Source organism: Photobacterium chitinilyticum (assembly GCF_004104355.1).
In the GTDB taxonomy this organism is placed as follows: Bacteria; Pseudomonadota; Gammaproteobacteria; order Enterobacterales; family Vibrionaceae; genus Photobacterium; species Photobacterium chitinilyticum.
Genome location: NZ_RJLM01000005.1, coordinates 156,585 through 180,784, shown reverse-complemented (window position 1 = coordinate 180,784; position 24,200 = coordinate 156,585). Strand labels below are relative to the sequence as shown.

Genomic DNA, 24,200 nt, shown 5'->3' with positions numbered 1-24,200 from the left:
CAACATTTATCAATTCGAAAAGGGAGCGCTATAGGGTTGCTTCTATTCATATCATAGGACTCAGATTTACAAATCAAAGGCGACACACTCTGAAAGACCCTGATATTTAATAGATATTAGATATTAAACCTTTAGTTAGCCTCTAATTCTCAATAGGTATTAAGCCATACCTTCCATACTCTGGATTTTTGGTGAAATGTATATGATGAACATTGCGACTAACTTCCAAAGGTACGTCCTCATTTTCAATAACTATTACTTGGCAATCGTCTTTAATTTCTAACAGAGAAGAATAAAATTCAGTCGCCATGTCGTTAGATATGCCCTCTCCAATCGGGACATCTGGCTTTTTATAGGTAACTAGTGGCGAATCCATAACACAGAACCCTAAACCTAATTTTTGTATAAGCAATGACAACGTGAAAGAAGCATGAGTTATAGACCGATAACCTTTACCCGCCAGCTTCCTTGCTTCCCCGTTGATAACAAAATCATTATCATTTTCACTAAACACTACTCTATGCTCTGAGTTTATATCTAAATACCCCCAACGAATCAGCAATCGCTCCATTGTTTTTGCTATTGATTCTAGATTCTCAATAGTTAACTTCTCAAACTGTCTGGCTGTTTTTGAAAGAGTAACCAATTCCAGCAGCTCATCGCGTTGCTTACACAATGAGCTTACAAAAGAACGTGATACTAATTCTTCATTAATCTCCCGAAGCTTCAACTGCAACTCATCAATTTCTTCTAAGTGATCTTGAAACGACTGATTGAAATGCCTTGCAATAAGATCATTCAAATTGGTAAGTTCATTTTGAAGCGCACGGATCTCAGAACTATGTTCTTCAATCTCAGATTGGAATTGTGCTTTAGCTAAACCAACTTCATGAAGCATTGCACCTATCTTCTTCCTCTCTGCATCGGCACTAATACAGATATCTTTGTTCGTCGGTTCTTTTGGAACAAAGCTAGCTTCACACACAGGACAGTTCTGGCGTTCTATGCTCGACAAAGCCGCTCCCATTTCTAGCGTTGAGCCAAGCCTGCTTAAATCAGATATATATTGCTTCTCTATGATCGATACATTTTTGCTTAGGAACTCTTGCTCTTTGACGCTAGTTCTTAAAGAATCCATTCGTTCCAATACGGTGTGTCTCTGATCTTCATAATGAGACATGCGCTCGGTTACATTATCTGCAATTTCTCTTGATTCATAGATAGCTAACTCTAACTTTGTCTGCTGGTCTTCTAACTCTTCTATGGTTCTTTCGGAATCTGGACTATGCTCATGCTTATCAATCAGTTCTTCTAGCATCTCTAGCCTGCCAGATTTGTTTGCTATCACTTTGTCTGAAGGAGTTTCTTGTAAAGCTGAATCATCTATCCCAGTAACCAAAAATTTAATTACATTAGTTTCTTTCGTTTTATCAATATGTTGGCCTGAAAGGAATGGTGACTCTACCTTTGGAATATTTAGCTCTCCAATCAAAGAAAGCGGTCTCATTGATGAAAGACTTAACTCCGACTTTTTTGCTTTTTGATTCACTCGAATCCATTTGTTTTCTAGTCCGCATTTAGACAAAATAAAGTGTGAGAGAGTGTTTGTTTTATTTGCCGTATGCTTCCTTTTCAGTGTGACATGCTCTTGAGTCGTTTCCCAATCATCAACCGAGCACTCACCTAACAAAAAATCACCACCGTGAAGGTCGGATTTCAGGGTATAAACGTTACCTACATAATCTTCCAGCTCAAGGAACACATGCTCATAACCGTTAGATTCAGATATTCTTCTCTCCAGCTTTGACTTACCTAACATGTAGTCCAAGCATTCAAAAACAAATGTCTTACCCGTATTTGAAGGGCCTGTAATAATATTTACGCCCTTTTTGAAGTTGACTATCGCGTTAGGTTTTTCAGCCCCAGATAATCTAAGTTCAGTAATGTAAATACCAGCCATATTTAAACCAATACTCCTGTCTGGAAAACGATCTCTGCATCGCCATCTATGTTCGCTTCACAAATCAAATTACTTAACTCCGAACTACTATACTTTCCGAATTCCCTTACAGCCCACGATGCCCTTTCATCCACGTACTTCACATAAGCCTCAGCTAAGGAATCAAGAAATGGAACTCCTTCTTCAGAAATTCGATAGTAAAAGCCTTTCTCTAGGAACACTGGCATTGCCAATCCATAGTTACAAAGAAGGTTAATACCTCTTTTCATTTGTTCTCGTCGTACCAAAACTTCTGTGCTTCTGTAAGGTATGGGGGCGTGTATACTTTTTAGATATTCATTGAAGTCACCAGAGTGAACTATGATGTAATCTAGGTAAGACAACTTTTCCAAGTCGCATTCGTGTGGGTATACATGGCTTAAAATCACCAATGCACGCAGCCCGAACTCTAGTTGATTGTTGTAGGCTAAAGAAAAAGTCATTTCACTAGTCATACTCGATCCATATAAATTCATTTGCATCGGAAGGATCGTTTGCCAAGTGGTGACAAACTCCCGCTCTATCATCCCCATCACTGCATAGAGTTAGAGGATTTGAAGTAATAGCTAACTTTCGAGCTTCTTGCTCGACCTCTTTAACCTTTTGAAATCCATGCTCATGATCATCTTCAACCACATTGATTACTCCCGAAGCTATCTCGTTTTGGTATGATTCATATACACCTGCTGGAAGCTTATCTCTGGAGAAGTGCTTTAGTTGCTCAGTTTTATAAAAGCATTTCCTAGCTCTTTTAAAGTGGTTCAGATACTTTTTCTTAGATGCTATACAGTCGAGAGTTGTCAAAGTGTTGCCATCAGCATCGCTATACGCTGCAAATAATTTGGTCACATAAACCAATTCTTGGTTTGTTACTTCCTCAGGCATATCATCGCTGTAAGTTCGTTCAGGTAACCCTCCCCCAAATCTGCTTATGTGATAACGTGTATTGGAGTGCTCTTCAATTAGAGTCAAAGGCTTTACCTTGAGGAATATAGAAAAATCGAACTGATCTACATAGTCCAAAAACGCCCCAGTTAATTCGATCCCATTAGGCATCTTTTTAGTAATCTTAAACTTGCAGTATTTGTCCCAGTTATCTTTGAGTTCTTGTCGAAGTATATCTGGTTTACGCAACAGGTCAGCAAGCGACGTACCTACTCCATAGGGAGCAATAAAGTAGTAATGCCTTGGAACAGGAAAGTCACCCAAATAGGTGTAGTAACACACTTTGCCAAACTCAGTCCAAACGTCGCTTGGCCTAAGTGCATGATCGTAATGTTTACACTGAAAATTGTCCCACACATACGAGTCAGGGTTCGTCTTCGGGCAAGTAACATAACCGATGACATCTCGACCTTTATCTCCAGCTCCACCTAACCGTTCAACTTCGATATAATCTAGCTCTTTAAAGGTCAACCACTCTTCTACAAACTCTTCCCACTCTTCAGGTGAAAACAATTTGATCCGATGGATTGGAAGCACTGATGCACCAGTCAATACTTGAACTAAGTTAACATTCGACATAAATGAAGATACCAAGCAACTTTAATAACTCTTTGGAACAAAGGTAAATAATTGATGTATATAGTATCAGATACAATACAAACTAGTAGCATTAACACTAGGTGCAGTGTGGTTGTTCTCATAATTTATCGCTGACTACATGACTGAACGACTCAAGGAAAGACATGCGGTGACATTTAACCTCTACTAAGCACTTTCACTGTTTTATTAAGTTAGGACTGACAAGTGGCGAGAGTAGTGGGTCTTTACTCTTGAAAGGCAGCTACGAATTCTCAATCAGTGGTAGCAGTCTAGTGGGATTACGACTTCGGAGCGCAAACTCATCTACCCCTCTGCATGTCACTTCAAGCAATCGAATACAAGCGACTTTCGAATAGTTCGAACATCCCTAGTTATGAGCTACGCATAAGATTTGAGATTACTTTATTTAATGCTTGGTGACCTTTTTAACTTACTCACGAATCTAAACAACAAGAAGTGTCAAATTCCCCCTATAAATCAGATAAATAGAATCATTACCAACTTCATTATTACAAACTTTCGTGGCAAAAAGTGTGTATATCCAACACTTATTCCCACGAATAAGTGTAGAGGTACTACACTTATTCACGGGAAAAAGTGTAGTAATAAGAACAAACAACCGAGATAACCATTAAAAAATATTATCCGAATGCAGCTCTCGGAAATGAACGATATTAAAAGTAAGGTTCTCTAGTCATTGCAATAATGAAAAACCAGCGAAACGCATGCCACCAGCCTTATATCGATAACATTCAACATACCTCACAAGGCACCCGAAATGATCACCCATACGCATATACATACCGATCATTACTAAATAAAAAGTAACTTTTTTCACTGTTTTTGTTTGTTTGCGCACATTGTAACCAATTAATTCATAACTTATTGTTTTATTTATCAAACAAAAACAAGAAATAAATAAAATTATAATAATCAAGAAATTTAGTTTATTTATTATCAATAATAACTCGGTGATATAAATGTTTGATATTAGCTTAAATCTTAATAATAACCCCTCACCCAAAAACAATTCTACCGATTAAATTAAGTTATAATATTTCCTTTAAAATCAATAGTTAATACAAAAGGAGCACTAGACAATCTCACTCAGGACTGCTATCAATAAAATACTCAGAGTGAGATTTCATTATGAACAAACTCAAACAACCTATTATCACCAACAGAGAGATAAATAGAATTGAACGCTATCAAACCGATATTAGAATTAATGGTTACAGGCCATACATTACTGTTAAATCATCTAACAGTGTGGGGATGTGTAATATCATCTTCAGTCATAAAACCCAAAGGGGTCATCATTTATTGAGCCTAGGGGAATTGTCACTCTTTCTACATCTAGAGCACGATAAGAATGTTGTCGAAATATACGAGCAATACCCATTGCCCATTCATGAAACCCTGAACTGTGCAGAGGAACTAGATATATGGCACCCAGCTCGTTACAAAGAAAAAGATCATGCTACTAGGCTTGTTCCAGCAACGACGATGACAACAGACATCGTTGCGGTAATGAAAGACGACAGCTCTAAGGGGTATAAATTGCAACCATACAACTACAAACCCTCTGAGTCACTAAGCAACAAATACGAGTCAACGCATAAAGTTAATCGTACCAAGAAGAAATTTGAGATCGAGTGCCTATATTGGCAAAAGCAGGGCTATACGCTAGTGCAGATGACAGAACAAGACCTAAACCCAGTTCGTACATACAACCTCAAATGGCTGCGTGAGTGCTACCTGTATCCCAATCTTCTAGAAGTACCTGAGATGCTATATAGCTCTTTGTTGCTTACCCTAACTAACAACTTAATAAACAAACCCAAGGACACGTTAAGAAATCAACTTCAATTTGTATCAACGGCACATACTGTTCCATTGGAGCAAATGATGCGCCTATTTCAGTATGCCTGCTATAACTTTGATATTTCTGTGGATTTGAATACGGGAATCGAACTCTACCGCCCATTGACGATGCTAGACGAGGCCACCAATGCGCATTAATCAACGTATCGTTTCTGAACCTGAGAAAATCGACTATTTGATCGTCGATATGTGCTACGACAAGATGCTGGTAGCCGTAACGAATCTGCTAGCATCAGTGCCACTTCGTCCGTTCACTCTGGATTTAAACATTGCCTCATCTAAGGTTCAGAGTAGCACTTGGCGATTGGAAGAGAGGTCAGCCTCAGATTTGCTGTATGCAAGTGACGATGACCTTCTCGCCCATTCACAAACCAGAACAAAATGGATCGACAAACGCAATGCAGCGTACGGCGTTATCGCCCCTTTAGTCGAAGACAAAGAGAAACGTTATCAGTATCTATTTGAGGACAGCTCGGGGCTCTTAGAGGAGCTAATCCATTTATCAAAGCGTAGCCGTAAATACGTAGCGGGAGCCCTCAATCGCTACTGGTTTTATGGCTCTCATAAAAATGCACTCCTACCATTGTGGCGAAACTGTGGGAGCAATCCAACGCTCCCTGACAAACCTGAAATGAATAAACAGGGCCATATTACATTAAGTGGTAAATCAGGCCCCAAGACTAAGTATGGTAATCCCTTTAGAGGCATGACTCTGCAAGATCTGGACAACATTAAAAAGTTCAGTAGAAAAATACCTTCAGGATCGAGGGTACGCTTGAGCTATCTCTATGAAGAGTTTTGCCGAACGTACCTGTACCCCAAGGTAAAACCCAAAAACATTGATGCTCACGAGTTAACAATTCCAGCACCTAGACAAGAACTGATATCTCCAGAGGTATTCAAATACCACCTCAAAAAATACGTTGGCCCACTAGTTTTCATCCGAAAAGCCGTGGGTGAAATCGGCTATCAAAAGGACAAAAGCGGCAAGCCAGGCGTAGCCAGACACGGTCTACGTGGCCCAACAGATAGGTACGAAATTGATGCGACTATTGTCGACCAATACATACTGTATCCATATGACAAGAGCGAACAACTAGCGACAGGTCGCCCTGTCATCTATCTCGTAGCAGACACTTGGAGTGGCATGTTTGTTGGCCTCCATGTCTGTTTTCACGGGCCTAATTGGCATGGAGCTTCGCAAGCGCTGTTTAATGCTCTAACTGACAAAGTAGAATTCTGTAAACGATACGGTATCGAAATATCGGAACACGATTGGCCATGTCACCATCCGTGCTCACAGTTAGTAATGGATAGAGGTTCAGAATACACAGACAAAAATATCGAGGGTATTCTCACAGGACAAGTAGGTATTCAACTTGGAGGGTTTACTGCATATCACAGAGGAGACAGCAAAGGCACGGTAGAGCAAGGATTCCGCATTTATCAGCAAACCGCGATTAATTTTGTGCCTGGACAAGTAGTTAAAACTCCACAAAAAGAGGCTCAGCACGCTTCTCGGCATGCAGCCATGAGCTTCGAGGACTTTATGAAACGCCTTATCAAGTTGATTTTATACACAAATAACAATCGAGCGCGTGTCAGTAACCATAATTTCGAAATGACTCGTGACGACGTGGGATTAACGCCTAGAGATCTCTATGTGTATGGACTACAGGAAATGGTAATTCCTCGTACTACCGTATCGATTGAACAATTAAGGTTTGCTCTTTTGCCTGAAGCAACTGCGACTGTTCGTGCACAAGGTGTTTTTTTTAAAGGGCTCTACTACAGCTCAAACGAGGTCGTTCGTTCACAGTGGTTGGATTTCGCCAAAAACACAGGTCGATTCAAAATCCGTGTTCGCTACGATGATAACTCTACTAACCACATATGGTACAAAAATGAAAAAAGCGGTGAAATGTATCAGCTTGATCTCACTGATCGCTCAGAAGCCTACAAAAACCAAATCTGGGCCAATGCTCTACATCAAGTAGAACTAACCAAGCAAAAAATTAGCCTTCATGAAGAATGTGCTTTCTCTAACAAGTTAGATTTACTCAATGATTTCAATGAGATTGATAAAGATACTATTGCTAAAACTAAGCATCTCAAAAAATCTAACGCGAAATCGATCCAGCCAGGAATGAAACAACGCACCCATCTCGTCGCCGCACTAGAGAAACAACAACGTTCCGAGGAAATCAGAGAAGTAATGAGCAATCAAAACACATCACCACAACCAAAACGCCCTTCGCAAGATCTCACTGAACCTGATCTTTTTGACGACGGTGAATAAAATGACAGTACACTATATTCCGCACCCAAACCCTGAATTACGTGGAAACCCTCTGGTTGAAGCTCTGGGCTATCCGCTAGCACCACATGAATTCATCAAACTATGTACCAAAAAACCTATCATAGATTTTGATTTGTCATGTATTCCCGCTGAACATCACCATTACTACCTGCGTTCGGCGATAGACAACTTAGCAAGCGGTTATGTTGTCCAAGATGAAGCCCCTCGTCTGTATGACACTCTGTTTCGCATGATTGAACGCGGATATATCTATCGTAATCCACTAGCGTTTGGGGACTTTAAAAAACTTACGACCGCAAGCGACATCGACGTTAATCCAACCCAAGAGTTATCACTACAGCAAACTGCCGCTCAGAGCAGCCTTCTACTTGCAGGTCTCTCAGGCAGAGGGAAAACGGCCATGGTCGATAGCATTCTTTCTACTATTCCCCAAACTATCAAACACACTTGCTATCACGGGCAGGACTTCAGTTACGAGCAAATTGTATGGCTCAAAGTAGACGTACCAACTGCAAAGGGGCAGAGAGCACTACTGTGGCGAATCCTTGAGTCATTAGATTCCATAACAGGAGAGCATTATTACAATTCTCACCTAAAAAGTAACGTCACCACGCTAATGGTAGCCGTTCGAAAATCGCTAATTATTCATGGCGTAGGCCTTATCGTTTTGGATGAAGCTCAGAATCTATCCAAGCCTACTAAAACAGATAAAGTTGGAAACAATGAAAATGCGACTTTGCGATTTATAGAAGAGTTGTTTAACAAGATCGGCGTTCCCCTAATGCTTGTAGGTACTCTTTCCACCCTGAATCTATTCTCACAAGAAATGACCTCGGCTCGCCGCATAGGGAAAAATGGCTCACTAATCCTAGAGCAATGCGACGTTGACAGCTCATTTTGGAAGCGATTCATCAAACAACAAACACCAACGGAGTTATTGCATAACCAGCAAACAGACTTAGATACCCTTACACGCCATATTCATCACCTAAGTGCTGGTATTCCAGCTATAGCATCGAGCCTTATTCGTTCGACTATGTCTTATCTGACCTATCTTGGCCCTGAGAATCAAGATCTGAGCATTGCGGCATTAAATCGAGTATTCAATGAGCAATTTAGTGTAATAAGCGGTGCTCTCAGGGCACTAAAAAAAGGACAGTATTACCAATTTGAAGACTGCGCACCGTTAACCCTGCTCCACGAGAGTGAGGACTATTTCAATTCTGATGTGGTAACAAAAAGTTTAGCTTCAACTAAGCAACGTAAAGTACTCAGCAATAACACTTCTGAACTTACGCACCTAAGTGAAAAGCAGTTGAAAATGCTAGATGACATGTCTCCTGAATCATTGCTGCAAAAGGCCCGAGACAATGAATAACCTTTTAAAGCAGCTTCCGAATGAGCACATACGGAGCGTTCTTTTTCGAATCCATCATCAATCCCCATTTGGAACATTTTCATCTACAGCCCAACGTTTTGGGCTGAGAAGGTTCAAAGTAACGTCCATTACCGATTTACGTAAATTTGATGATGAACTGTGCTCACTCACCTCTGATAGTCCTTTTAACCAATGGCTCAGCCATGGTGGTGGAAACTATATGATGCCATTCATGACAACAGGAGAGACAAACAAGGTTCGCCGTTTCTTTCAGGGAGAAGAGCTCCAGTTTATGAGCATTCATGCACAAACTCTTCATAACAGAGTCTGGCGATACTGTCCCGTCTGTAAAGATAATGACCTCGATATCTATGGCACCTCCTACTACCACCAACCTCATCAGATAGCGGGGGTTTTCCATTGCTATAAACATGGGTGTGAATTAATTAGCTCATGCCTGAAGTGTGGTTACCAACTGTCAGATTTAGACAGAGCACCTGTTCCACCACCAGTATGCCCAGCGTGTAAACATAAGATGCAAAAAGATGAAGGGTACTTTGACGATTTCATGCAAGACATAGAATCTTTTTGCCTGTTGCTCAATCAGCAATTAGCAAAATTTACGTTAAACGACATCCAAAGGAAAAACCTAAATTATATCGGTACTTCAGAGGCGGATATAAACACATTGGCATTCAAATACAGAGTGTCAGCATGGAATCAGGAACTGTGGAATTCTCTAGGTAAAAGCAGGCTACAACGCTATTTCAAAAATACCAAAGAGCTTAAAGGGGTGACCATGTCACCGACACTCAGAACACCCCGATATTTTCTAAAGGACTCCAGCTTCAACTACAGCCCTCCACTGGTATACATCCTAGCTATGCATGCTACTGGTACTTTTCCAGAGTGATATAGCTATGTACTTCAAGGTAATCGAAGGAGAAAGCGTCTTTAGTTTAGCTGCACGGCATCATGTAGTAAGCCCATACAACTCGCTTCGCGAAAAGAACCGAGCCTTGTTTGGTCGCCCAGACATTAAGCTTAACCCGCAACTGCCCTGTTCCCTGAGCATGATCTCTCTGAAAATGAGTATACCCATTCACTACCTCTTGAATCATGGAACCATCTATCCACTAATCTCAGCCACGATACATCATGAGAAAGATAAAAACGCGCTAAGCCACGCAATGCTTTCCAATTGTGGAACGTCTGTAATGGCACTAAGTAGGCTTGTATCCTGTCGACTGAAATTAGGCAACACCCTCAAGTACTGCCCTGAGTGTCTGACTGAAGATGAATCCCAATACGGATGTGGTATCTGGCATACGAACCACCAGCTCGCAGGTGTTACGGTATGCCCCAAACACGCTACATGGTTATTGAATATATCTCTTAATGCTGATGGGCTAAACAAACGAATTGAGCCTCCACCAAGTCAGTTTGTGGGGTTTAAGCCAAGCCCAGAACCACCACCGATCACAGCAACAAAGCTATCTCTCTTCCTTTCAGAACTGAACTCTCTAGCGCAAGACGATAGCACGTTAGCGCTATCAGATCCGCATATGACCTGGTTAGACGAAGGGCGCTATCTGACATCAGAAAAACACATTAGGCTTGAAAAACTATCACGCGAGTTTAATCATTATTGGTCAGCGTTATTTAAGCTCGGCGTATTACCAAATCAACTGTCTGAAATTTCCTATGTGCGGAATCTGGTAAAGCCAGACAGGAACATGCATTACATCAAGCATGCGTTGCTCGGCATGCTCTTCACAGACTCCCCAAAGGAGTATTACTCAAAACCTGCTGCACTCGATACTACTCCAGCCCCGATTCAAAACAACGCACCGTCAACTGAAGATGCTGATGAAGTCGCTACGCTATTGAAAAAGGAGCTATCGCTTCGTTCTGTCGCCAAGGCGACAGGCCATTCTATGGGCTTTCTGGCAGCCCTAGCGCAACGAAATGGAATAACGGTTAAGCATCGATTCAAACAATTAAGTGATTCGCTGGTCGATAGAATATTAAGGCTCGCATTTCGAGGAATTCATCGACGAGATATTGCGAGATTATGTGGCGTTAGCGTTGCGACCGTAGAACAGAAAATCAACTCGATGTCAGGATTAGCCGCATGGAGAAAACAACTCTGGTTCTGCCAAAAACGCAATCAATGTCGCCAAACCCTTAAGTCAATCATTTCCCAAAAACCAACAATAACTCGCACAGAGATTAAGCATTCGAGCAGTTGCTACATGTGGCTATTTCGATATGACAAAGATTGGCTGAACCAGCACTTACCAAAACGAGTCTCTCCCACGTTTCACCCATCTATCGACTGGGATCAGGTAGACAAAAAGCTCGCTAAACAAATTAGGAAGCAGGTAAAGAGCGCTAGCTCCGTGTCGCATGTCGAGAGACAAATGGACTCACAGCATTCGTTAATTAAAAACAGAAAACGCCTGCCGCTATCAATTAGACAGGCAGAACAGATCGTTACTAATTCAAAAAATAAGGAACCGTAGAATGACGTTATTCGGTACATTCCGACCAGTTTATGAAACTCACGCAGTTAAACCTCACTTACGTGATATTTCAATGTTTGTAACTCTAAATGGTGCAAAGCTCTACCCACGAGAGCAGTTTAATAAGAATGGAGACATTCACCCCTATCTAGCGCCACGCTTAAATCTCATAAAGGTAATTAAGCGGCATAACGCAGTAAAGTGGTTTCTTACCCCCACAACCTACCAAGTATGGAACTATAAAGTGCTCCCCGAGTATAAGGAGCTTATTGATAAGCGACTTAACCACCATCTAAAGGCACTAGAGCTGTTTGAACAAAGCCATAACTATCTAACAGCTAGCCCTGAATCACTGCTCAAACAAAATGACAACGGCAAACTATTCAACATGTTCTGTGATTACATGTGCACATTTAACGAAGTTTCCATTGAGAGCAGAGAGATACCAACTACTGAGTGGGCGGCTTGGTTTGCAGAGGTGTCCCGCATTTATCAACAGACTGAAGAATACAAAGAAAAGCAAAGGCAGCATAAAGCGGCTATCGCTGATTGTAATATCATCAAAGACGATTACGACGAAGAAAATGATGTGTTCTACAATCGACATCACCAAGAGCGCGGGTGACCTGAAAAGTTGGATCTGGTGGTGCAATGAAGAGGCTCCGCCAGTATTGGTGTATAAATTCTTTGAGTCTGAAATTTGGAAGGCAACGACCAGTTTATTTCAGTAAAGAGCACTTAGAAATCAGCGACAGTAACTGTTAACCCAATAATTGACCCTGGACTTCTCCCATATGTTAATCCATATCAATATGTGAGTTACTTTGAATAGGTGAATAATTGACGTATTACTTCCGATATACAATTATGACACTAGCTGAAAAACAACTAGTTGCATTAGGTATTCTAAATAGTGGTTAACGATTTGAAAGATAAACTCCTCAAAGCCCAAAATGACAGTGTTTTGTTTGAAGTCATCCAAGACTTATTCTATGACGAGCAAAATGCTGAAGGGCAACTATCAGCAGCCTTGGTAGAACTCCATCATCAGGGTCACATTAATCTCCTAGATACTTATCTTAAGCTCCCCCAGAAAGAGAAGGAGCAAAACTACTACCCAATCATTCAAACCTTTCAAGATGCCATACCTCATCTAAAAGTAGAGGTTTTAGAGTTAGTTGAGTGTATAAATCACCTGATGAAAGAGACTGTTCAAGATGGAACAGCCCACTCGTTGCTTCTGCCTTTGAAAAAGTTTTGTAGTATTGAAATTACCAGAGCTCAAGCCCTTTTCGATTTTGTTCTGGAAAATCCTCACTTCGAATCTGATATGCTTTCTATTGCGTTAGAAGCTGGGGCTACTAGAAATGAGTCATTGTTTTTTAATCATGCAATTTGTTTATTACAGCATGACCAAGAAGAAGTCTGCCAAAGAGCAATCCAAGCCATAGGTAACATAAACTATAAAGACAAAAATCTAATCGAGTTAGCGGTAGATGCAGTAGATACCTTATTAGAAAAGCACCATTCTGATTTCATCCTAGCTTCTTCTTTAAGAACACTAGTTAGACTTAGTGCACAAACAGATAAACTCGAACATGCGCTAATTAACTTTATCGATGGTCATATCAACCACCATGGTGAACAGTATATATATGAAGCATCTGTAACCCTGTTTATAGAACACAAGCAGATCACACCATCAATCGAAAGTAGACTATTGGACATCTGTAGCTACGCGAATCCACAGAGCACTCAAACTATTAACAACATTGACCATGCTCTCAGACGAATTCTAAAGCAAGATAACCTTCAAATTTGCGTAAATTTCATAGAGAAGTTCTTTGAACATAATGATTTCAAACTTTCGGTTAAAGCATTCAGTAGCTTTGTCCGCGAGTTGCACAATCATAAAGATACATATCTAGCCACACTAATTACGCGATGGATGCTTGCTAAAAAACTGGCGTTGGGACAGTTTTGCTTTGATCTAATTCAAAGCGTTCATGGTGATTGCTCACTGACTTACGATATAAAATTAGTCCCTACTAATGTTGGTGCATGTTCTTTCCTTGCTAAAAAAGCTTGCGGATGGTTCTTCGTTCACCCCAAAACAGTCATGAGCTTAATTGAGTCTCTAATAAGCGTAGCCAATGAAACTGAACTAGCCGAAATCCAACGTATTGTATTCAACCCTTTACTGATCAGCTATCCAGGCAGCGTCAAAGACTACTTAAGTAATCTTCAGATCAAAAGCTCTCCGTATTCGCTGCCTCTGTTTTATCAGAGTTCTCTGATTATCGTTCGTCTATTGATGCAGCTTTGCAAGTGAAAGAGTTAAGGCCTAGTGAAAGTGACCAGTATATCTATTGGACTCATCACCAAAAGGTTATGGACGAATCAATGAAGCAAGCAAGACAAAAGTCTTTTTTGAGCTCTCTTTTCGGAGACAATGAATCTGTGCTGCTCTATGGTAACAAGTCGATTCACTATGTTTACCGCAGAGAAGGAAAAACTAGGCAAGAAATGCCTTTACAGCAAATCAAACATTCATTTGAACTCGCATCAATGCAAAATATAGATCCATATGGTTTAGACGATAAGCTTTGGCACTTCAGAGTGGAGGGGTGTAACTCATGAAATTAGTCATTCGACAATATTTAGCATCCTTGAAGGAACGTGGTGAACTAGATGCACTACTACCAGACTTATTAAGTCAAATGGGCTTCGAAGTGTTCTTAAAGCCTGGTGTAGGCAGTAGACAATATGGTGTAGATGTCGGAGCCGTCGGGAAGCTGTCACAAGACACTGAAAATAAAGTATTTCTGTTTTCTGTTAAGTCAGGAGACTTGGGACGAAAAGACTGGGATGGCGGGAACCCTCAAGATCTTCGCCCTTCTATAAATGAAATCATTGACGTTTTTATTCCTACTAGAATTCCATCAGAGTACAAAGGACTTCCCGTGGAGATCTGCTTGTGTTTCGGAGGTGAAATTAAGGAAGAAGTACGAGCAAATGTGAGCTCTTTTTTAGACAGAGAAAAATCCGACAAGCTGTCTTTCTCTGAGTGGAATGGAGATAGGCTATCAACTCTGATTGAGCAAAATATGCTGCGAGAAGAGTTGTTGCCTGCGAACTGTCGCGGACTACTCAGAAAATCGTTAGCCATGCTTGATGAACCTGATATTGCATTTAAACACTTTTCCCAACTAGCATTTTTACTCACTAATACCAATGAAAAAAAGCCCCGCCAGATTTTAACGGGGGTTCGCCAACTGTATCTATGCGTATGGATTTTGTACTCTTGGTGCAGAGACCAAGATAACTTGGAAAGTGCATACCTATTAGCAGAATACTCATTGCTGAATGCATGGGAAGCTTCAAAATTTGCATTTGATAAGAAAAATAAAGATGCGATTTCCACTCTTGAAACGCTAAATTCCATACATAAACTAAATGTAGATATATCAAATAGTTACTTAGAGAAAAAGATCGTCCCTCACGTAAATCGACTGTATGCGCTCTCACATGCAGTAAGACCATCATGCGATGTAGATGTTAACCTCAAGCTATTCGATGTTCTCGGTCGACTCGCCCTCGCTGGGTGCTGGAATTACTGGTACTTATCTCAAGTACAAGATGATAGCCAAGAGCTCTATCAAGCTTTATCGAAGTCCGTTCATGAATATCAAGACTCAATTAAAGCTTTGATTACAAATAACCCAATATTGTTCACTCCCTATAAAGATGAGCAAGCGATAGATATCGTCATGGCTTTATGGTTTCTCTCGCTTAGTGATCATAACAGGAAGGACATTAGGAACTGGTTGTTAGGATTAACCATCGAAATTTATCGTACGCACAACTTAAATCGCAGATATCCTACTACAATAGCAAATTATGCAGAGCTTATTGAACACCCTATCGAAAAATCTGATGAATATAGAAATAGCGTTACAAAAGGCTCAATTATGTACCCCTACCTTTCCGCTTTTTCTGCAATTTATGATGTCGAAGAGGCTTACAATACGGTCAAAAAGATAAAGAAGGAGTTTTTGCCTCACTGCAATTTTCAAGTATTTTTCTTAGACGAATCATCAGAGAAACATTTCTATCGTTTCGATGACATGCACGGTGGCACTCTCTCAAATATAGATATTATGGATGAACCTAAAGCGCTTTTAGAGCAGTTAGTGACTGAATGTAAAGAGTCCAATAAAGTGTACGAGATGAGCGCATGCAAAGCGTCTCTTTGGCCAATAATTCTAACTGGCTGTAGACACTATCGGCTACCAGTTCCAATGAATTTCGTTTTAGATCTCTACACCCAAGAGCATCATACCAAAGTTCAAGAAGACAATACCCTGAGCCAATGATGTAAAGCTATCATATCAGCTCTCTACAAGGTTTTTCCTTTCTCCTTAGAGAGTCTGAGCAACGTTATTGCAGTAGCGCCTACTGCAATAACAAAATCGTATACCCATTCGAGACTGGGTTATAGCGATACCCTTCCTTCTTTTTACTGCATGCCACACCAATAAATCACCATGCTAAATGATTAAGAGAAAAAGTGTCTGTACCAACTAACCGTAAAGGTTGGATCTAGTTTTCCGCGTCAAAATCACTTACCTCAAAATCCTTTGGGCAACTTTTTTCAAAATTCGGTGCTCATTTTCGATAGTTGTAGGCATGAGATATACGTCGTAAGTATTAACGCAAACTTTGATTGGCTCTTTTAGAATTCCATGCTTATTGGACATTTTTCCATTCTCTAGCCACTGTTGATTTTGTGGGCAAAACCTAAAGATAGGATGCTCAGAGTACTTAAAAAGTCTACCTAAACCAACCAAGCCTTCCCATACACCTAATTCCTTTGTAATTAAGTATTCCAAGGAGGATCTGAACAAAAGTTTTACTGATAAATGATTATATTTGTTCTAAGACTCTTTGGATTTGATGCTAGCGACATCCTCACAAATCTCTCTTTGACTTGAAGTACCCCATACGATTAATATGAAATTACTCACCTAATCCATAGGTAGCTATCAAACAAGCAGGGATTGCATGACCACATCATCAAATTTTAACTCTTTACTAAATAACCTTCAGATAAAAAATAAAGGGCAAATTGGAAAACGCTATAGGTGTATTACTCGCGCTTTAAACCGTGAATTTCGAAACAGTGAATCTAAAACCACCAATTCGAAACAAGTCGGATCGTATGGTCGAAAGAGCGGCATCAACGGTATTTCTGATTTGGATATGTTATATGTGATTCCTGACAGTGACAGAGAACGTTTCAAAGACAAACAGTCCTACCTTCTACAAGTGGTTCGCAACGCCATTCGCAAAGTGTATAAGAACACAGATATTCGTAGAGATGGCCAAGTGGTGGTGGTCAAGTTTAAAGATCATGTAGAGTTTGAAGTCTGCCCCGTATTTCTAGAAAATGATGGTCGTTATAAATACCCTGATTCCAATGACGGCGGCTCTTGGCGTAAATGTAATCCTGACGATGAATTACGTGCATTTAAAGAACTCAATGAAGATAGAAAGGGGAACCTTCGGCATCTATCCAAAATGGTACGAGCTTGGAAAAACAGAAACGATGTATGTATGAGTGGTTTCCTGATTGACACTTTATGCTATCGTTTTCTGCAACATAATTCTGATTATGACACGAGCAGTTTTGGGAAATTTGACCAACTTTCCCTAGATTTCTTTACTTTTCTTGAAAATGAAGGTGATCCAGATTCCTACCGTGCTTTTGGCAGCCTATCTAAAATCCCAGTAAAGGAATCTTTTCATAAAGCAGCTCGGCGTGCTCGTGAAATCTGTGAATCTGCCATAGAGGCGAAAACAGAATCAGGAGAAAGGAAAGAATGGAAAAAGCTTTATGGCCGTCCATTTCCTAGCCAGTCAACAGTCAAGAAAGCTTCATTGTCTTCAAACGGCGAGCAGTTTATTGAAGATATGTACCCTAGTACCCTCTTATATGAAATAGCTATTGAGTGTGAAGTTAAAAAAGACACTATCACTCATAAGCTATCACAATTGCTTGGTTCTACCTCTTCACTAAACAAAGGTTATGATTTGAAGTTCCGTGTAGATCATCATGATATTCCTGTGGATTTTGATTTAAAGTGGAAAGTTAAAAATGAAGGTGATCAAGCAATTAAGAACAATTGTCTTAGAGGGCATATTTTGGATGATGACGGTAGCCTGAGTCGTAGTGAATCTACTTCGTTTGAAGGTGACCATTACGTTGAATGCTATGCAATAGTGAATAATACAATCGTAGCTCGGGATCGTATTGCAGTTCCGATTATTTAGAATGTTGAGGCTATACAAGTAGCCGAACGTTAGACTCTAACAACAAATTGATAACGAGAAAATCATTGTTATGGGACAGGCCACTCAACATAACACAATGCTATTTGATCACATTCGCGAGTGTTATGGTCATGTAGTTTGGACACATAAAACGCATGAGAAGTGTGCAGACAAACTTACATAAACTATACAAAGGATCTCCAAGCACTAATGTTGAAAAAACTTACAAGGAAGCTTCCAAAGCACTATAGAAAAACGAAGAGTTAACTTTTAGTGGTGATGAGATAGATACCTTTTTCCAAAATCATTAAGAAAATCAACGAAACAAACATCAGATATAACCCAATAATATAAGAAGAAATATCATTATGACATATCTAAATGATGAGTCTTTGGAGTTCGCTCGCAAGCATATTCAATCCTATTATGACTCAGATTTTTTCCCAAAAGCTGACGAATTTGTCGCTATATGGCATTCATGGGATAACATTAAGGCAACGCTAATTCAAATGCCTCTCTCAGATTACCAGTCAACAGCGCCAAGAACGGCAGTGTCATATAAACCCAAGGGAGGATTTAGGGTAGTTCAACAGTTAGACCCTATAGATACGCTGGTATACGTAGCTCTAACCCATTTGATTGCAGAGAAGGTTGAGTCCGTAAGAGTGCCTATTGAAGAAAATATTGCCTGTGCCTACCGAATCTCACTAAATGAAGGGAGCTTCTTCTTCAAAGGAGGAGGTTACAAGACTTTTATAGAACAAACAGAGAAGCTAGCAAAGGAACATGAGTACTTACTTTCAACGGATATTACAGATTGCTATAACCAACTTTATTTACAAAAACTGATTCATACAATCACATTCGCCGACCCTAAACTAGATTCAATAGCTAAAAGCGTATATAGCTTCCTCTCTGGGCTGAACAATAATACATCTCAAGGCGTTCCTGTTGGGCCTGCACCTAGCATCATAATGGCTGAAGCAGTTTTATCCGATATTGATTTGTTTCTACAAAATAAGGGGATTGAACACACTCGGTACGTAGACGACTTTAGAGTTTTTTCTGACTCCAAAGCCGAACTATTGAATACTCTTGAATCCCTAACTTTATACTTGTATGAAACCCATCGCCTTACACTATCATCTGAAAAGACAACAATAGGCAAATCTTCAGATTTTGTGGTGGAAAAATTAAATAGTTACTATGAGTTACAGCGCACTCAAATGCTTGATTCGTTAGAAGGACTTGAACCCTATTCAGGGCAAGTAGGTGAAATCGCTATCCATGTAGAAGATCAAGCCGAAATAGCGATCTCAGATGAAGAACAATTGTTAGCCCTAGCCCAGACAATTATTGAAAGGAAGACTCTCGACCTTGGCTTGGCTAGAGCACTTCTTCGAAAAGCACGAACATTTAGAACAAAAGTTTTAGCTCCCATTCTATTCGATAATTTTGAGTTCTTTGCCCCAGCGATTAATGATGTTTGTCTATATCTAAACTCAGTCACAGACGACGCATTTGTTGCTGAGTCCAAAAGTGCATTAATTGCATTAGTCGAATCAGAGTTCATTGGCACAGGTGTAGTAAAGTACTGGTTTGAGTGGTATATCGCAAACAACCTCGCAACTTTAAAAGTAAGGCCCTTAAAAAGGTTTTTAATCGATAACGGTAGCATTATTGCTCAATCCTCAGCAGCAATAACGGCCAAAGATGTGTCTTGGGTCAGAGGAATGAAAACCAAATATAATAGCGTAGGAGGATGGGATAAAAGGGCGATACTGAGAGCCGTTGAAATTCTTCCAAAATCAGAAATCGAGCAATGGCAATCATTGGTAGGAGAAGAATCTTCAGTCCTAGAAAAAGCAACAATGGATTGGGTAAGAGCTTACAATTGATAGAAGTAAGTAACTCCTTTGAAAAACCGAAACAACTAGCTTCATAAATGATAAAGAGCGATCAAAGCCAATGAATGAGCAAAGCATAAAAAAGCAGTTAGCTAGAGAATATTATAATGTCATATACGGAGCGAAGCTTAACTTTGCTTCATTTGATCTATGCGAAAAAGTGCCAAGCCTTATTAGTTTTTTCTCATTGTCCCTTGGAATACTTGGGCTAGCTTTTACTGAGTTCGAATCACGAACCCTAGCTGCATCACTCTTAATTGTGGGGCTTATTGGGTTAATGTTAAAACCAAGAGAAGCTCTAAAAGAACAGTATTACAGTGCTGGTGTAGAGCTCACTCAGTTGAGTAAAAATCTAGAGGTTATCCATGCAGAGGTAGATGAAAGTGACCATATTTCCATCGAAAATGCTAGAAAAAAACTTGAACAGAAACAAGAGTTACATAAAGAAATACAACAACCAGCCCCAGTATTGCTCGCGACATGGTTTGCTCACTACAAGCTATTTTCTGAGCATAATAGTAAGTGGCTCTGTGAAGAGCTTGATCTAACATGGAAGGACAAGTTCCCGCTAAGTTTAAGAGTAACAATTGCTATCGCTATATTCACAACGATCATCTACTTAGCAGCTCCCAGTACATTCAATAAAGTAACCACATTTATGGAAAGCTTCTGTTGAGCAACTCAAATAGAAGACTTGTACACTGGTCGGGTACGCATATAACGATCTGGAAAACAGTAAACCATGACCACTTGATAGCAGGTACGCTTACTTTGCTTTTGCTAACTAAAGCGACATTCCCCTCAATTGGAATATTGCAATCTCCAGTTCGTAAAGTGCGGTTCGCAAAGTACGGTTCGGGTTTTACGAACTGAGTTATTACTCTAAATAAGAGGCTGTATGTGGTGGTAGTTTCCAACTTAGTTAACCAAACCTGCTGCCTTCATGAGCCATGAAGCTCTGGTGTTTCCAACTTGGTTATTTTTTAAGAGGGCTACAGATCATTGATTTAAAAAGCTGGCACGTTTCCATCTTAGTTATCTGTGATCACTTGCAGGGGTCTATTTAAAATTTAGATAAACCTAATAAGAAATGGACAAACTTCGGTTTGTCCATTTTTTTCAATATGAGTAATCCCCACTCCTGGATGATTTAAATGATTGAAACAAAAAGTTTGTTGGCTATAGTGTACGGCAAGAACATACGGTATAAGCATAAATACGAGCATGCGGCCGGATACACTGTTAGGCAAACAGTTGGAATTTAGCAGAGGTAATAACTGTAAATGATATTGAGGGGATAGTTAGGCTTCAGGAATCTTGTCATATTTCGAACGTTAACGAAGATGACAAGTCTGATAGATTCCTAAACACTGTCTTAGATGCCCAGCTACTTCGCCCGGCTATCGAACAAGAAGGAGCGGTATTTATCGCGGATTTTGTATAAAACTTAGTGCGCTTTGTAGGTTCAGCAAAGCACACATTCATCTTCGATTTATCTAAGTCTCTAACCGCTAATTTTATATGTTTTTTCTTCTCTGTATTCGGTGTTAATAATTGAATTCACACTGGCACTTTTCCTATACACCATCCAAATAAGCCTTTCATATCCAGAGCGACCAACCATTTTCAGCATCTCTAACCTTCAAGTTGAATGCCCCGATTTCAAAAATGAATTTCTCTAATCCATCGTTCTGAACGGCATAAATACCTATTCTGCCCACATCGAAAGGAATACCACTTCAGGATCGAAATCCAGTATTGAATCAACGGGATTTATCACTATGAATAACTTTAATATCTGTGGCATTGCATCAATGGTTGCTATTGCGACATAAGCAAATGCATCTGACTTTTCGCACAACCATTTAATCATTCACTGTAAGGAATCGGTGCAAAATGATACCTCCCCATATGTCATTGCCGAAAGGATAAGTGTCAATGACAGGGAGAATAATAAAGGCTCAACATGTTCAAGGTATTTAAACAAGAATACACACTACCCATCGGTATTATTGCTATTGCGTTTTTTAAACTCATCGGTAATGACTTACTAACTGGCGGAATGTCCCTAATCCCTTACATCGTCACTACCGGCATATTGTTCTACGTGGTAATGACCGCTATATTTGCCGTCGTTCGTCACTCAGATGCACTGGCAATAAAACTCGGCGATCCCTACGGTACCCTTATTCTGACTTTGTCTGTCGTCTTACTTGAAGTCATCATGGTTTCATCCGTCATGCTCACTGGTGATTCTAATCCTGTACTAGCCAGGGACACCATGTTTGCCGTTGTTATGGCCGTTCTTAATGGCTTCGTAGGTATAACTCTTCTGATTGGTGGCATGAAATATCATACCCAAACTTATAATCTTGATGGTATTAAGGCTTACCTTGTCGCCATCATCCCGCTGGCCATGTTGTGCTTAGTTCTGCCTAACTTCACCAGTATGGATGCCTTTGGCAACATGTCTGCGGGTTTGACATGGACTCTGGTTCTTATCTCTATTGCACTTTACGGTGTTTTCTTGTTTGTTCAAACCCGAAGCCATACGCATTTTTTTATTGATGCTGACAATAAAGACGATCACGAACATCATGGCCCGCTACAGAGCAATGCGTTTCACACCATTATGCTCGTTAGTTATTTAGTCGTGGTTATTTTGCTGGCTAAGAGCTTAGCCATTCCAATCGACAACGGTATTACTGAAATGGGTGCTCCTGCTGCATTAGGCGGTCTCGTTGTGGCGCTTATCATCCTTGCTCCGGAGGCTGTAGGTGCTATAAAAGCAGCCATCACTAATCAACTTCAACGCGCCATGAACTTATTCTTTGGTTCTGTGCTAGCCACCATCGCACTCACCGTTCCAGCAGTACTGCTGATTTCCGGGGTTATGAGCGAATCGATTCGCCTCGGACTAGAGCCTGCTGAGACGGTACTTCTCGCTGCGACCCTGTTGATGACCAGTGTTAGCTTCAGTAACGGAAAAACTAACTCACTCAATGGTGCTACACACCTCATTCTGTTCATTGCTTACATTATTTTGATGTTTGATTAAGCCCTTAAGTACACTTGCTCTGGTTGTGTCAAACATCCAGAGCAATAGCCTGATTCAGCCTAACCAAGGCAGAAACTAACGTTACATCACTCCCCATGCCTAATCATTGGTATCTATCACTTCTCAGCCCTTTAATAACTTTTCATGGACCCTTCTGGATTAAAACTATTTTGTCTCTCCATCCCGAGTTTGTGTCTTGTGGTGACACTGACCAAGCAGACAAGCATAAATCGATGGAATATCAGGCCATTTGGCATACTCTAAATAAGAAGAAGATAGGCGGTCTGAGAAAGCAGGGGCTCAATATGAAAGAGATTCACGATTTAGACTTAAACTTACTGAGGTTACTGCAAGCTGTTGTCGAAACGCGCAATACCCATGCCGCCGCAGAAAAACTCGGGATATCACAAACTAGCGTAAGCCGTGGTCTTACTAAGCTAAGAGAAACCTTTGGTGAACAACTCTTTATCCGTAAAGCACATGGCGTCGAGCCGTCAGAGTTGGCAGAAAAACTAGCGGAGGCTTCAGAGGAGATGCTTAATCCACTCATAAAAGTGGTTGAATCATATCAAAGCTTCGAGCCCGACAAGTTCAGTGGCGAAATCACCATTGCGATGAATATTTATTTCTTAGAACTGTATGGCGATGGAATTTTTAATGCGCTTAAAGAAGTGCTGCCTGAGGCGAGCTTTAAGCTAATCTACTGGCAAGCAGAATCACTGTCAGATATGCTCAATGGCCAAATTGACTACATGATTCACTTTGCTGCATTTCCCCTTCCACAAGAGATTTACCTGCACAAACTGCAAGAAATTAAGCTCTGTTTAGTCGCTCGTAGAGATCATCCCGTCTTATCGAAATCCAGCGACTGGGAAGACATTCATCACCTGCCTCTAGCGCGCTTGGTCATTGATGGGGTCAACTCCAAAAGAGCCCCTATTGAGGAAATATACCTATCCAAGGGCTATCAGGCAAATTGTTCACTGGTTACCCATAGCGTTCGCGTATTGCTCAATAAAGTTAAGGATTCCGACGCCATACTCTATGGCAGTAGCTTTATGACAACTCTTGAGCCTGAGGTGTCGACCTATCCGCTCCCATTGTTTCCCAAAGAAATACAGCAGGTACAAATCAATGGTGGTTACCTGCAAACCAAACGAGGCTTTCCACTTAACCAATTGCTACATCAAACAATGCAAAGTTTCTTCGATCGCATTATCCAGCCTCAATAGCAATGTGACCAATCATAGT

18 protein-coding genes are annotated in these 24,200 nt (G+C 40.5%); 15 read left to right on the top strand and 3 right to left on the bottom strand.

The window, feature by feature from the left end:
• Window positions 1-142 precede the first annotated feature (142 nt).
• The 3 genes from EDI28_RS13890 to EDI28_RS13880 are packed head-to-tail and all read right to left on the bottom strand — an operon-like array spanning window position 143 to window position 3,523.
• Window positions 143-1,960, bottom strand: coding sequence for an AAA family ATPase (locus EDI28_RS13890; RefSeq protein ID WP_128784485.1), 1,818 nt, complete (start codon window positions 1,958-1,960; stop codon window positions 143-145).
• Window positions 1,961-1,962: 2 nt separating this feature from the next.
• A complete protein-coding gene (locus tag EDI28_RS13885; protein WP_128784484.1) occupies window positions 1,963-2,454 on the bottom strand; it encodes an ABC-three component system middle component 2 in 492 nt (163 codons plus the stop codon).
• The gene (locus EDI28_RS13880) at window positions 2,447-3,523 is read right to left on the bottom strand and encodes an ABC-three component system protein (protein WP_128784483.1); all 1,077 of its coding nucleotides are present in this window, start codon (window positions 3,521-3,523) and stop codon (window positions 2,447-2,449) included. The genes EDI28_RS13885 and EDI28_RS13880 overlap by 8 nt, the downstream gene beginning before the upstream one ends.
• 1,344 nt (window positions 3,524-4,867) lie before the next feature.
• Here EDI28_RS13880 and EDI28_RS13875 point away from each other — a divergent pair.
• The 15 genes from EDI28_RS13875 to EDI28_RS13810 all read left to right on the top strand — a co-directional run bounded on the left by EDI28_RS13875 (window position 4,868) and on the right by EDI28_RS13810 (window position 24,181).
• Window positions 4,868-5,566, top strand: a complete 699-nt coding sequence (locus tag EDI28_RS13875) for a TnsA endonuclease N-terminal domain-containing protein (RefSeq protein WP_233353377.1) — start codon at window positions 4,868-4,870, stop codon at window positions 5,564-5,566.
• Entirely contained in the window at window positions 5,556-7,727 is a 2,172-nt protein-coding gene (locus EDI28_RS13870) for a TnsB C-terminal domain-containing protein (protein WP_128784481.1), read from the top strand. Before EDI28_RS13875 ends, EDI28_RS13870 begins: the two co-directional genes overlap by 11 nt.
• Before the next feature lies 1 nt (window position 7,728).
• Entirely contained in the window at window positions 7,729-9,126 is a 1,398-nt protein-coding gene (locus EDI28_RS13865) for an ATP-binding protein (protein ID WP_128784480.1), read from the top strand.
• A complete protein-coding gene (locus tag EDI28_RS13860; RefSeq protein ID WP_128784479.1) occupies window positions 9,119-10,039 on the top strand; it encodes a TniQ family protein in 921 nt (306 codons plus the stop codon). The genes EDI28_RS13865 and EDI28_RS13860 overlap by 8 nt, the downstream gene beginning before the upstream one ends.
• Complete coding sequence (locus EDI28_RS13855) at window positions 10,014-11,651, top strand: TnsD family Tn7-like transposition protein (RefSeq protein WP_233353376.1); 1,638 nt, start codon at window positions 10,014-10,016, stop codon at window positions 11,649-11,651. Before EDI28_RS13860 ends, EDI28_RS13855 begins: the two co-directional genes overlap by 26 nt.
• A 1-nt stretch (window position 11,652) precedes the next feature.
• Window positions 11,653-12,276, top strand: a complete 624-nt coding sequence (locus tag EDI28_RS13850) for a hypothetical protein (protein WP_128784477.1) — start codon at window positions 11,653-11,655, stop codon at window positions 12,274-12,276.
• 300 nt (window positions 12,277-12,576) lie between these two features.
• Complete coding sequence (locus tag EDI28_RS13845; protein WP_128784476.1) at window positions 12,577-13,983, top strand: PIN domain-containing protein; 1,407 nt, start codon at window positions 12,577-12,579, stop codon at window positions 13,981-13,983.
• A 71-nt stretch (window positions 13,984-14,054) separates the two neighbouring features.
• On the top strand, window positions 14,055-14,291 hold the full coding sequence (locus tag EDI28_RS13840) for a hypothetical protein (protein ID WP_128784475.1): 237 nt from the start codon (window positions 14,055-14,057) through the stop codon (window positions 14,289-14,291).
• Window positions 14,288-16,027 carry a hypothetical protein gene (locus tag EDI28_RS13835; RefSeq protein ID WP_128784474.1) on the top strand — a complete coding sequence of 580 codons (1,740 nt, stop codon included), beginning with the start codon at window positions 14,288-14,290 and terminating at the stop codon, window positions 16,025-16,027. The genes EDI28_RS13840 and EDI28_RS13835 overlap by 4 nt, the downstream gene beginning before the upstream one ends.
• Before the next feature lie 688 nt (window positions 16,028-16,715).
• Window positions 16,716-17,984, top strand: a complete 1,269-nt coding sequence (locus EDI28_RS13830; protein ID WP_128784473.1) for an SMODS domain-containing nucleotidyltransferase — start codon at window positions 16,716-16,718, stop codon at window positions 17,982-17,984.
• A 70-nt stretch (window positions 17,985-18,054) separates the two neighbouring features.
• Entirely contained in the window at window positions 18,055-18,168 is a 114-nt protein-coding gene (locus EDI28_RS27650) for a hypothetical protein (RefSeq protein WP_369122692.1), read from the top strand.
• 184 nt (window positions 18,169-18,352) lie between these two features.
• Window positions 18,353-19,882, top strand: a complete 1,530-nt coding sequence (locus tag EDI28_RS13825; RefSeq protein WP_128784472.1) for an RNA-directed DNA polymerase — start codon at window positions 18,353-18,355, stop codon at window positions 19,880-19,882.
• 70 nt (window positions 19,883-19,952) lie between these two features.
• Window positions 19,953-20,567, top strand: a complete 615-nt coding sequence (locus EDI28_RS13820; RefSeq protein ID WP_128784471.1) for an SLATT domain-containing protein — start codon at window positions 19,953-19,955, stop codon at window positions 20,565-20,567.
• Between the two features lie 1,290 nt (window positions 20,568-21,857).
• Window positions 21,858-22,949 (top strand): calcium:cation antiporter, encoded by a 1,092-nt coding sequence (locus tag EDI28_RS13815; protein ID WP_128784470.1) that lies wholly within the window; start codon window positions 21,858-21,860, stop codon window positions 22,947-22,949.
• Window positions 22,950-23,254: 305 nt separating this feature from the next.
• Complete coding sequence (locus tag EDI28_RS13810) at window positions 23,255-24,181, top strand: LysR family transcriptional regulator (RefSeq protein WP_128784469.1); 927 nt, start codon at window positions 23,255-23,257, stop codon at window positions 24,179-24,181.
• Window positions 24,182-24,200 lie beyond the last annotated feature (19 nt).

Excerpts from the sequence above, each read along its gene's own strand:
- EDI28_RS13890 (WP_128784485.1), bottom strand. The coding sequence starts at position 1,960 with ATGGCTGGTATTTACATTACTGAACTTAGATTATCTGGGGCTGAAAAA.
- EDI28_RS13885 (WP_128784484.1), bottom strand. The coding sequence starts at position 2,454 with ATGACTAGTGAAATGACTTTTTCTTTAGCCTACAACAATCAACTAGAG.
- EDI28_RS13880 (WP_128784483.1), bottom strand. The coding sequence starts at position 3,523 with ATGTCGAATGTTAACTTAGTTCAAGTATTGACTGGTGCATCAGTGCTT.
- EDI28_RS13870 (WP_128784481.1), top strand. The coding sequence starts at position 5,556 with ATGCGCATTAATCAACGTATCGTTTCTGAACCTGAGAAAATCGACTAT.
- EDI28_RS13865 (WP_128784480.1), top strand. The coding sequence starts at position 7,729 with ATGACAGTACACTATATTCCGCACCCAAACCCTGAATTACGTGGAAAC.
- EDI28_RS13860 (WP_128784479.1), top strand. The coding sequence starts at position 9,119 with ATGAATAACCTTTTAAAGCAGCTTCCGAATGAGCACATACGGAGCGTT.
- EDI28_RS13855 (WP_233353376.1), top strand. The coding sequence starts at position 10,014 with ATGCTACTGGTACTTTTCCAGAGTGATATAGCTATGTACTTCAAGGTA.
- EDI28_RS13850 (WP_128784477.1), top strand. The coding sequence starts at position 11,653 with ATGACGTTATTCGGTACATTCCGACCAGTTTATGAAACTCACGCAGTT.
- EDI28_RS13840 (WP_128784475.1), top strand. The coding sequence starts at position 14,055 with ATGAAGCAAGCAAGACAAAAGTCTTTTTTGAGCTCTCTTTTCGGAGAC.
- EDI28_RS13835 (WP_128784474.1), top strand. The coding sequence starts at position 14,288 with ATGAAATTAGTCATTCGACAATATTTAGCATCCTTGAAGGAACGTGGT.
- EDI28_RS13830 (WP_128784473.1), top strand. The coding sequence starts at position 16,716 with ATGACCACATCATCAAATTTTAACTCTTTACTAAATAACCTTCAGATA.
- EDI28_RS27650 (WP_369122692.1), top strand. The coding sequence starts at position 18,055 with ATGGGACAGGCCACTCAACATAACACAATGCTATTTGATCACATTCGC.
- EDI28_RS13825 (WP_128784472.1), top strand. The coding sequence starts at position 18,353 with ATGACATATCTAAATGATGAGTCTTTGGAGTTCGCTCGCAAGCATATT.
- EDI28_RS13820 (WP_128784471.1), top strand. The coding sequence starts at position 19,953 with ATGAATGAGCAAAGCATAAAAAAGCAGTTAGCTAGAGAATATTATAAT.
- EDI28_RS13815 (WP_128784470.1), top strand. The coding sequence starts at position 21,858 with ATGTTCAAGGTATTTAAACAAGAATACACACTACCCATCGGTATTATT.
- EDI28_RS13810 (WP_128784469.1), top strand. The coding sequence starts at position 23,255 with ATGAAAGAGATTCACGATTTAGACTTAAACTTACTGAGGTTACTGCAA.